Origin of the sequence: Chryseobacterium daecheongense (genome assembly GCA_027920525.1) — a bacterium.
Classification (GTDB): domain Bacteria; phylum Bacteroidota; class Bacteroidia; order Flavobacteriales; family Weeksellaceae; genus Chryseobacterium; species Chryseobacterium proteolyticum.
In genome coordinates, this window is record CP115858.1 from 3,819,621 (window position 1) to 3,830,469 (window position 10,849).

The window sequence follows — 10,849 nt, forward strand, 5'->3', positions numbered from 1 at the left end:
TGAAATTCGATTTATGGATGTATGTGTCGATGTTCAGGATTGAAAATCATTGGTTTAAATTATCAAATTGAAACTTATGTTATGTTTATAACCGGAATTGAAAATCCAGCAATACAAACCTCGTACCTTATCAGCTATTGATCTTCAGTGAATAGGTTCTCCTTCTTTTATGATTAACCGGATTGTAATCCTGCCAAAGCAGTTGCACACTTTTGTTTTCTTCCAGTTCCGGATTGGTTTCTGCAAATTTGATTCCCATACTGGTAAAACGAACGAAAATTTCCTTAAAAATAATAGCCGTAACTCCTCTTCTCTGGTATTCCGGATGAATACCGATAAGATAGAAATTAGCGCGGTCATTCTTTTTACCGGCCTGTAAAAAATGCCACCACCCGAACGGGAATAGTTTACCCTTTGATTTCTGTAACGCTTTCGAATAAGAGGGCATCGTGATTGCAAAAGAAATCAGCTGATCATTTTCATCAACAACGCAGATCACGTAGTTTTTATCGATAAACGGGAAATATTTTTCTCTGTATGTTTTGATCTGTTCGTCGGAAATAGGAGTATACGTGGAGAGGTGCTTATAGGTTTCATCCAAAAGCTTAAACATAGGTTCCACATACGGAAGAATTTCCTCTTTAGATTTGAAGTTCAGGACTTTCAGTTTATATTTTTGAGCGATCAATCCACTGAATTTTTCTACTTTTTCAGGAAGGACTTTAGGGAATTCCATTTCAAATTCCACCCATTCCTTTTCCTTGGTGAGGCCAAGGCTTTCAAGATGTTTAGGATAGTAATCATGATTGTAAATTCCGATCATGGTTGCCAGTTTGTCAAACCCCATGGTCAGCATTCCTGCTTTATCCAGGTTGGTAAATCCCATAGGACCTTCGATCATGTCTATATGATGCTCTTTTGCGTAGTCAATTGCTTTTTGAATCAATGCTTCAGAAACCTCTTTGTCATCGATAAAATCGATCCACCCAAAACGAACTTTTTTTATGCCCAGTTCCTTTTCCTCCTTGTGATTGATCATCACGGCAATACGTCCCACTACTTTTTTGTCTTTATAGGCAAGGTACTGTTTTGATTCCGAGTAATTCAGTGCTGGATTTTCTTTGGCGTCCCAGATCTTCATTTCATCTTTGATAAATGAGGGTACATAGTAAGGATTGTTTTTATACAAATCCATGGGGAACATCACAAACTGTTTTAATTCGTTCTGGTTTTTTACTTCTAGAATTGAAACTTTAGACATGGTTTTTCTGGGGTAATTAAAAGGCAAATATAAATAAATAAAATGTAATACTTTGGCACAGTTTTTACATCTTACAGGTTAAAAAATATCTATAAAATTTTATTAAAATGATTGGTTATTATGTAATTATTGGGATTACAATGTTGGTGAGTTGGTATGTTTCATCAAAGTTGAAATCCAAATTTGAGTATTATTCCAATGTACACCTTCGAAATGGCCTTTCAGGAAAAGAAGTGGCTGAAAAAATGTTAAGAGATAACGGAATTAATGATGTTCAGGTAATTTCGGTTCCCGGACAATTAACAGATCACTATAATCCAGCAGATAAAACGGTCAACCTTTCGGAAGGGGTGTATATGCAGAGGAATGCAGCGGCAGCCGCAGTGGCTGCTCATGAATGCGGCCATGCAGTACAGCATGCAGTAGGGTATTCCATGCTTCAGATGCGTTCAAAATTAGTTCCTATTGTGAATATCAGTTCTAATTTAATGCAGTTTGTCATTTTTGCAGGTATTGCCATTATGGCTGCCAGCAGAACAATTGAGAATCCTAATGGGAATACAACCGTCCTGGCTATTGGCGTAGCATTGTTTGCCGTGACTACTTTATTTGCTTTTATCACCCTTCCTGTAGAATACGATGCAAGTAACAGGGCGATGAAATGGCTTAAAGATACAGGAACCGTAACTCCTGAAGAATATGTAGGAGTACAGGACAGCTTAAAATGGGCTGCCAGAACCTATGTAGTTGCAGCTATCGGATCACTGGTACAACTTCTTTACTGGTTGTCGATCCTGATGGGAGGCCGAAGAAATTAATCTTTAAATGTAAAGGATACATATTGCATCTCGGATAATTTATCTGAGATGTTTTCTTTTTGTGCCGTTTTTAAAGAGGCGGTAAGGATGCAGTTTTCATTCGCATCAAAATTCAGGACTTTTGCATCGAATTTTGACAACAGGGTGAAAATGGTATTTTGCTGATTAAAATTAAATCGGATTTCAACTTCTGTTTCCAGTTCCCGTGTAATAATATTGGCTTCTTCAAGGGTTAACTTTGCAGACTCTTTATATGCTTTCACAAGACCTGATACGCCCAGTTTAGTTCCTCCATAATAGCGGACTACAATCACGAGAACATTGGTAATTTCATGGGCTAATAGTTGATTGTAGATTGGTAACCCGGCACTTCCCGAAGGCTCTCCGTCATCATTTGCTCGGTAATTTTCACCATGAAGGCCCATTCTGAAAGCGTAGCAATGGTGTGTCGCTTTAGGATGCTCGTTTCTTACTTTTTCAAGCGCGTCCTTAAGTTCATTTTCGTTCGCAACGGGATAAGCAAATCCGATGAATTTGCTTCCCTTTTCCTTGATTAAAGTGTTTTCGATGGGTTTATCAATGGTTTTGTATTCGTGCATCATTATGGCCGGCTTTAAAAGTACAAAAGTATAAAATGCTTTAGTTTGAAACCCCAATAGACTTTTATAATTTAACTACGGGTTCAGTTTAAAACGGTTACACCATACGGGAAGTATGAAAAGCCATCGTATTATCTCTCACGGTTTCGGTTTTAAAAGGTTCTGAATGGAATTCAGGGGCTTGTGTTCCCTTTTTAAGGATGAGATTTTCATTTTTGATAACGATAGCTTCGTCCCAAAGGTTAGCGTCAATGAATTGCTGAAGGGTAAAACGCCCTCCTTCTATTATAACGGATTGGATCTGCTCCTGATACAGGATGTCCATCAGGTCGGAAATGAAATCATCCTTTCTGATTTTGATCCAGTGGATATTTTCTTCGTTTCCTTCTTTGACAGAATTAAGAACCAACGTTTTGGCTTCTTTGTTGAAAATCTTAAAATTATCAGGGACTTTCAGGTTGAGATCTATTAAAATTCTTACAGGATTTACTCCTTCAACATTTCTTACGGTAAGGCCGGGATTATCGTTAAGTGCGGTTTGTGTACCTACTAAAATGGCATGTTCATCAGCTCGTAGTTGATGGACAAACTGATTGACCAGCGAATTTGAAATTGAAGTCGGTTTAAAATCTTTATCCAAAAATCCGTCTTTTGACTCAGCCCATTTTAAAATGATATAAGGTCTTTTCTTTTCATGGTATGTAGAGAATCTTTTGTTCAGCTCAACAGACTCTTTTTCAAGTATGCCTGAAATGACTTCTATTCCGGCATCCTGAATGATCTTTTTGCCTTTCCCGTTCACTTTGTCATGAGAGTCCATCGCCCCGATCACCACTTTTTTGAATCCCAGTTCTTTGATCTTTAATGCGCATGGTGGAGTTTTCCCGTAATGAGCACAGGGCTCAAGGGATACGTAAATGGTAGATTCAGGAATCAGATCCTTATTGATTACGGAATTGATTGCATTGATCTCTGCATGAGGTTCTCCGGCTTTGTGATGATAGCCTTCTCCAATAATTTCGCCGCTATGTACAATCACACTTCCTACAAGAGGATTAGGATATGTTCTGCCCAAAGCTTTTTGAGCGAGCTCGATACATCTTTTTATGTATAATTCGTCCTGCATAATATAAAAAAGGCGAAGACAAATTTCTTTGCTTCGCCTTGGGTGTTATTTTTTTATCTGTTATTCTCCGACAATAATGTTGTGAAGATTCTGTTTTAAAGTTTCTAGATGAGCTTTCTTCTCATCAATCGTGTTGAACGTATCTGCTAAAAGAGGATTGTCCCTTGAAGGTTTATTGAAGAATGAAAGGTTGTTCTCTAATTTAACGATTTCTGATTCCAGGTCAGAGATCTGGCTCTTCATTTTTCTTGCCTTATCGGTTAATTGATTTTCAGAAAGACCGTCTTCTTTCAACTCCAGTTCATTGATCTTATTCAGCTTTAATTTTTCTCTTAAAGTTTTGTTGAATTCGGAGTTGATAGAGATCTTATCTCTAGGAACTTTTCCTACATTATTCCATGCTGTTTTTATCGTCTCTATTTTTTCAATACTTCCTTCATCGTTAGAGATCGTTTTCAGCTCTTCAAGAAGCTCTTTTTTCTGTTTGTAGTTCTCCTTCCAGTTATCTGTAGATGCATTGCTTTTTTCTCTGTAATTATTAAAGAAAGTATTGCAGGCATCACGGAACTCATCCCAGATCTTGTTGGTCATGCTTTTTGGAACATGGCCGATTTTTTTCCAGTCTTCCTGAAGTTTTTTAAATAATGGAACGGCAATATCCCATTCTTCATTATTCATATTGTCCTTGGCAGTCTGGATCAGTTTTAATTTTTCCTCCAGGTTGGTTTGCTGAGAACCCTTCAAAGATTTATAATAATTGTTCTTTGTCGTATTGAAATTCCTTAGAGTGGTTTTGAAATCATTCCAGTTTTGGTTGGATAACTTTCTTGGAACACTTCCCGTTTTCAAAAACTCTGAACGGAGATCCTCAACTCTTCTGATGGCATTTTGCCAGTAATTGTGGTTAGGAGTTTCCGCAGGTTCGGATAATTTCTTTATCTCTTCGATAATCTTGTTCTTCTTTTCAAGATTATCATTCTGTTCAGTTTCTATGGCTGCGGAAAGTTCAGATTTTCTTTCGTGTATCTTATTCGAAATTTCTTTGAACTCTTCCCATGTTTTTTCACGGAATTCTTCTGCTACAGGTTCTGCCTCTTCTTTCCAAAGCTTATGAAGATATTGCAGCTCATTCAGCGCTTTTTGAATAACAGGCTCATTTTCCAGTTCTTTAGCACGGGCAATAATATGCTGTCTTTTTTCAAGATTATGACCATATTCCTGCTCCAGAAATTCTTTATTTAAATCCAGCATTTGATAAAATTGATTCAGATGGTGGAAATAATTATTGTTAAGGATTTTAAATTCAGATTTTGCTACCTGTCCCGCGTTAGACCAGTCTTCCTTGATCTCGCGGATCGATTTGAATAAATTGGTATTGGGTTCGGAATTGGTGTAAAGATTTTTAAGCCTTTCAATGATTCCCTGACGGTGTTCCAGATTCTTTTTTTGTTCTTCCTCCAGTCCTTTCTGGAAATTGTCATGCTTTTCTCTGAAGATGTTAACCAAAGCCGAAAGCTTGGATTGAGAAGGGTGCTCATAGCTGAAATTTTCAGGAGCATTCCCGGCTTCTACATATTCGTGCTTTTTGTCCTCCACTTCATCATGGATGTAATGACTTGCTTTTTCTTTTAACTGGTTGAATTTTTTTACATCCTCGCCCGCATTAGGAGCGTTGATGATTTTTTCCATTTCCTTCAATGCATCAGCCAAAGAAATATCAGTATCTGCTTCCTCTTCCAGATGTTCAGCATCATCATGCTGGTTTTCTTCCTGAGGTACAGTGTTTTCTGAAGTTTCTTCATTTGATCCTTCGATAGAATTTTTACTTTCTTCGTTTTCAGAAAGGTTATTTTCTGTTGTCATAGCAAATCTTTTATGTGAATGGCGTTTATTATCTGTCGCACGTAGCTAAAAAGCCAATTAATGCACTAATTTATGTTATTTTTTTTGAAAATTCCAAATTTCCCAAGCTTTTTCTGCTTGCTGTTCAAGCATATAATAGCCATTTACAGTCTTTGCTCCTTTTTCCGAAGCATTAATAATGAACTTCGTGTAATTGGGATTGTATATAAGATCGATGATCAAATGTTCGCGGGAAAGTCCCTCAAATGGGAATTTTAAGCAATCCTCAACATTCGGAAATGTACCTACGGGAGTAGTCTGGATGATCAGCTTGTGGTTGTTTACTGTTTCTGTATCCAGATTATCAAAATTTAATATAGACTTTCTGGAAACGGTCTGTGAAGAAATGCCATTTTTATCCAATACATATTGTACCGCTTTGGCGGCTCCGCCATCACCTAAAATCAATGCTGAAGTATGGTGTGGTTTTTTATGGAGAAGCAGGGTTTTTTCAAATCCGAAAGCATCCGTGTTATAACCTGTTTTCTTTCCATCTTCAATTAAAACACAATTTACAGCGCCTATTTTTTCAGCTTCTTCACTCAAGTTGTCCAGATAATTGATGATCTTTTCTTTATACGGGATGGTCACATTAAAGCCCAGGAGCCCAGGTGTTGAAAACAGGTTTTCAACCTCTTCGATTTCCTGAAGATCAAAAATACTATAGGAGATGCCTTTCAGCATTAGTTTTTGGAATTTATCTTCAAAGAATTTTTTGGAAAAAGAATAAGAAATATTTCTTCCTATTAAGCCTAATTTTTTATTGGAATCCATCTATCAAAAATAAAAAAAAGACCGAACAAATCGGTCTTTATAGATTAAAATATTTTTAAGATTATTCCACAATGAATTTTGCAGAAATGTTGTCGGTTTTTAGGATGTAATTTCCTTTGGTCAAACCATTTAAATGAATTCTGTTAGAATTTTTGAATGGATTGTTAATCACCCGGATCAGTTTTCCCGACAGATCATAAATCTCTGCTTTGGAAATTTTATTCAGCTGTTCACCTTTTACATAAAGCTCATTATTTGTAACCGGATTAGGATAAACCACAAATGATGATGAATTTTTAGTGGCATCAACAGTAGCTAATGTTGAATTACATGTCCAGCTAAGATCATCCATAGCGATTCTGTTTGTTGCAGATGATGTTGTGATGATTTTGATCACGGCATTTCCGGTAACATTAATATTGCTGATCGTTGTTGTTTGTACGGAAGCGCTGTACGGTATGGTACCGACAAGATTTCCATTGATTTCAACATTCAATGTTCCGGCTGCTCCACTATACTTCAACTGGGTAGTTAGTGTTAAGCTTTGTACACCTCCTGAAATGGTAGAGCTTGTTAAGACTCCGTTTTTGATCGTGATGGATTTTCCATTGATCGTTTCATCCGTTCTTGCAGAGGTAGCATTCCATGTAATTCCATTGCTCGTCCATGTTCTATCGATGTAAGAACTAGGATTAGGAGCGGTTGGTATGGCATCAAAAGTTTCGGTTCCACAACTTCCTCCTGCCGGTGATGCCAAGGTAGTCCCTTGTGCGATATTGCTTTGAGGAGATGAATTTCCGCCTGCATCCTTAGCAATTACATAGAAATCATACGTAGTAGACGGAGATAATCCGGAAACCACAGCCGTAGTTCCTGTTACATAAGTTTTGAATGTATTGTTTGCATAAATATCATAGCCAATTACGCCTATATTGTCTGTTGCTGCCGTCCAGCTCAATGACATGGAGTTAGAAGTAGGGTTGTTGGCTATCAGGTTGGTCGCTGCTGTTGGCGCCTGGGTATCGATAACCGGAGTTCCCCAGATCAGTGCCACATATTCAGGGTGATCGATATAAGGGTTTCTGTTGTTTTGATAAGCATAAGATGCATTGTTTCTTGCAATTTCCTCCGGTGACACCGGATCTGCCGCATGCCATGCCAGCAACTGATTAAGTTCCCAAGATTGAAGCCCCGGGAAAGGAGAACCTCCCAGAATATTCCCTGTGCTGAAAGTAGAAAGCTGGGCTTCATATCTTGTTACGAAATAAAGGACCATTCTTGCTATATCGCCCTTAAAAGCATGGTTAGGTTCAAATACAATACCTGTATATCCCGCGGAAGCAGAACTTCCAAGCTTGGATCCGTTTTGGGAAACGAATGTTGGTACGTCTACAACTCCAAAAGGGTAATTAGATCTCATGCCGTTCACCTTATAATCTGTAGGGCGTATAAAATGAATGTCAGATTTCATGGGAAGGTTTTCACTGAAAAGACTCTGAGGGACAATATGCTCTCTGTTGTAGCAGGTTCCTTCAGGTCCATTGTTGCTGCCGCATTGATTGACTATAAAGGTATAGTTATAATTATCCGGTCCCGTAGGGTTTTCGGAATAGATGTCCAGAACGGTGCCATCCATCTCGTAAAAATTGTCTTTGTCGGTCGATTGATAAGCATCCCAAAGGTCGTTATAGGTATGTTGAACATATCCGGTAGAAATAATTTCCTTAAGTTGGGTTTTTAATGAAGGACCGGTTAATCCAACAGCCGAATCATAATAGCCTGCAGGTATTTGTGCTAATGTATAAAAACAAGCTAATACCAATAAAAAAGAAGATAAAATTCGTTTCATTATTTAAAAATTGGGTCGCAAAGGTAAAGAAAATACGATCTTACGTATATTAATTTTTAGTAATATATTCCTTACTTATTTTTGAAAATACCCATGAAATAATGAAGCCGAATAGAGATGCCGTAACGGCTACAATGATATAATTTTTACCTACGATCTTTACCGGGAACGGCAAAGTTTCGTTGGCTTTAAAAAATTCTGTAAACAATTGGAAATAGCATAATGCTGTCCCCAGAATCAACCCGGAAATAATCCCTGATATTACAATAAGGACCCCGGTGTAGAAGTAAATTCTTCTCAGGTGGCTTAACGGGAATCCAAGCGAGATCAGTGATCTGGCCTGTTCTTTTTTATCCAGTTGCAGAATGATAATGGCTCCTGCCAGGTTAAAGGTCGTGATAAAAATAACCAGTGCGAAGATTAAATAGATGAAAAGCTTTTCTGTATTGATCATTTTCCAGAAAGCGGCATTTTCTTCTTCTTTGGTCTTGATATCAATCCCTTTGCCTAAAGTAGAAAGTAATTTACCTTTAACGATATCTGCATTTTCAGGATTTTTTAATTTGATGACGATCTGGTAGGCTGAATTTTTGGGCAGGTTCAATAGTTGCTCCGTCAATTCTATCGGGGAAATGATGTAACTGTCCAGCTGATCTTTTCCCGGAAAAATACCGGTCACCAGAATGTCTTTTTTATTATAAATATCATCCTCTTTATTGATGATCCCAAGTCCTGGTTTCGGCATAAAGATGGTGGCATAATCCTTTGAAGAAGCCACGGGAATCGAAAGCCTGTTATCCAGTGAATTTTCCATCAATACCTCATTCGAATAATCGAAACTTGGATAGCTGCCGTAAAATACGTCTTTATTGATGGGATTGACTACGGTGTAAGCTGAATCCACTCCTCTCAGATAGGCAATGTCTCCTTTACCGTTATAATTAATGTATACTTTTTCCTCAATGACACGGGAAAAGCTGGTAATATCTTTGTTTTTTTTAAGAAGGTCTTCAATTTTTGGCAGGTTCTTTAAGGTCTTGCCAGCAGAGCTCTTGATCGTAAGATCCGCATGAAGATTAGAGATGAGGTCCTTATTAAGATCCTCAAGACCCGAGAAAACTGAAATAATGACAAACATTGCAGTAACGGCAACCATCATTGCTCCCACGGATAACCATGTGATGAAGGTAACGGCAGTGCTTCCTTTTTTTGCTAAAAGGTATCGGGAAGCAATATAGAATGCAATGTTTTTCAAAATTTATAATACAGGATTGTCTCCCTCGCCTCTTAATTCTTTTTCCAGTTTTTCAACATCATCAAGAGAAGTGTCAAGGTAGAAACTAAGCTGTGGAATGATACGAACTTGTTTAGCCATTTTCTGGCCAATGAAATTTCTGTACTGAGGTTTGTTCTCCTCAATCTCCTTCATAATATCTGAACGGAATTCCTGAGGGAAAATACTTAAGTAGATCTTTGCTATTCCCAGGTCTGCGGTTACTTTAACATCTGAAACAGAAACCAAAATGTTCTGTTTGCTGTCAGCTGCCTGTTTGCGGAATAATTCTGCAAAATCTTCCTGTATAATCTGTGCTACTTTTCTTTGTCTGTTACTTTCCATAATTTATGCAAATTTAGTACTTTTGTTTGAATTGCTCATTTGAAATGTAATGGGTATTTCAAATTTACGATTTAATTATAGTATTTTATTTATGAAGTTAGAACATATCGGCATTGCCGTAAAATCTTTAGGGGTTTCCGATGAACTTTTTGAAAAGCTTTTAGGAAAACCTTCCTACAAAAAAGAAACCGTAGAAAGGGAAGGAGTAGTGACCTCGTTTTATGGAACCGGTGAAAGCAAAATCGAGCTTCTTGAAGCCAGCAACCCTGAAAGTCCGATCTCAAAATTCATCGATAAAAAGGGAGAGGGCATCCATCACCTGGCTTTTGGTGTTGAAAATATCGTCGAAGAAGTAAAAAGATTAAAAAAAGAAGGTTTTCAATTTATCTCCGAAGAGCCGAAAGAAGGTGCTGATAACAAATTAGTTGTATTCCTTCATCCTAAATCCACCAACGGAGTGCTCGTAGAACTTTGTCAAGAAAAGTCATAAAAAGTTTTGTAGTGAAAGAAATTTTACTATTTTTGCAAGCACAAAATTTAACCAAGTTTTGAGGTCCTATAGCTCAGTTGGTTAGAGCACCTGACTCATAATCAGGTGGTCCCTGGTTCGAGCCCAGGTGGGACCACTACAAAAACTCGACAAGCCCCTATTCATGGGGCTTTTTTATTTCCCAAAATCACAACGCTGAAATATACGCTTAAACTTTCTCGGAAAAGCCTTGCTGGATTGACTTTTCAAGAATATGGTTCTATTTTAAAATAAAAATTAAAATGACTTTGTGATTTCAAAATTACAGAAGTTATTCTCCTGCTTTATATCTGTATTGCCTTTGCCTAAAGAGATTGAGAAAATTTCCATTTTCGTCAATCTCCGATATCCCTTCAGATTCCACCAAATATTT

At 37.6% G+C, this 10,849-nt stretch carries 10 protein-coding genes and 1 tRNA gene; 3 read left to right on the top strand and 8 right to left on the bottom strand.

Going from position 1 to position 10,849, the window contains the following annotated elements; all coding sequences use genetic code 11:
* Positions 1 to 130 precede the first annotated feature (130 nt).
* Positions 131 to 1,261 (bottom strand): GNAT family N-acetyltransferase, encoded by a 1,131-nt coding sequence (locus PFY10_17000; protein ID WBV55911.1) that lies wholly within the window; start codon positions 1,259 to 1,261, stop codon positions 131 to 133.
* Positions 1,262 to 1,368: 107 nt separating this feature from the next.
* On the opposite strand from PFY10_17000, the gene PFY10_17005 reads away from it, so the two are divergent.
* Positions 1,369 to 2,079: a zinc metallopeptidase gene (locus PFY10_17005; protein WBV55912.1), complete on the top strand. Its 711-nt coding sequence runs from the start codon at positions 1,369 to 1,371 to the stop codon at positions 2,077 to 2,079.
* Here the strand turns inward: PFY10_17005 and PFY10_17010 are convergent.
* From PFY10_17010 to rbfA, 7 genes are all read right to left on the bottom strand, one after another.
* On the bottom strand, positions 2,076 to 2,678 hold the full coding sequence (locus tag PFY10_17010; protein ID WBV58958.1) for a YigZ family protein: 603 nt from the start codon (positions 2,676 to 2,678) through the stop codon (positions 2,076 to 2,078). The two genes, PFY10_17005 and PFY10_17010, sit on opposite strands and share 4 nt — an antisense overlap.
* A 97-nt stretch (positions 2,679 to 2,775) precedes the next feature.
* The gene (ribD, locus tag PFY10_17015) at positions 2,776 to 3,804 is read right to left on the bottom strand and encodes a bifunctional diaminohydroxyphosphoribosylaminopyrimidine deaminase/5-amino-6-(5-phosphoribosylamino)uracil reductase RibD (protein WBV55913.1); all 1,029 of its coding nucleotides are present in this window, start codon (positions 3,802 to 3,804) and stop codon (positions 2,776 to 2,778) included.
* 60 nt (positions 3,805 to 3,864) lie between these two features.
* Positions 3,865 to 5,667: a DUF349 domain-containing protein gene (locus tag PFY10_17020; protein WBV55914.1), complete on the bottom strand. Its 1,803-nt coding sequence runs from the start codon at positions 5,665 to 5,667 to the stop codon at positions 3,865 to 3,867.
* Positions 5,668 to 5,742: 75 nt separating this feature from the next.
* Entirely contained in the window at positions 5,743 to 6,480 is a 738-nt protein-coding gene (locus tag PFY10_17025) for a shikimate dehydrogenase (GenBank protein ID WBV55915.1), read from the bottom strand.
* 61 nt (positions 6,481 to 6,541) lie between these two features.
* Complete coding sequence (locus PFY10_17030) at positions 6,542 to 8,329, bottom strand: endonuclease (GenBank protein ID WBV55916.1); 1,788 nt, start codon at positions 8,327 to 8,329, stop codon at positions 6,542 to 6,544.
* Between the two features lie 49 nt (positions 8,330 to 8,378).
* Positions 8,379 to 9,584, bottom strand: a complete 1,206-nt coding sequence (locus PFY10_17035) for an ABC transporter permease (protein WBV55917.1) — start codon at positions 9,582 to 9,584, stop codon at positions 8,379 to 8,381.
* 3 nt (positions 9,585 to 9,587) lie between these two features.
* Positions 9,588 to 9,947 (bottom strand): 30S ribosome-binding factor RbfA, encoded by a 360-nt coding sequence (gene rbfA / locus PFY10_17040; protein WBV55918.1) that lies wholly within the window; start codon positions 9,945 to 9,947, stop codon positions 9,588 to 9,590.
* Between the two features lie 91 nt (positions 9,948 to 10,038).
* On the opposite strand from rbfA, the gene mce reads away from it, so the two are divergent.
* Both mce and PFY10_17050 read left to right on the top strand, forming a co-directional pair.
* A complete protein-coding gene (mce, locus tag PFY10_17045) occupies positions 10,039 to 10,437 on the top strand; it encodes a methylmalonyl-CoA epimerase (protein WBV55919.1) in 399 nt (132 codons plus the stop codon).
* A 62-nt stretch (positions 10,438 to 10,499) separates the two neighbouring features.
* Positions 10,500 to 10,573: transfer RNA gene (locus PFY10_17050), tRNA-Ile, on the top strand.
* Positions 10,574 to 10,849 lie beyond the last annotated feature (276 nt).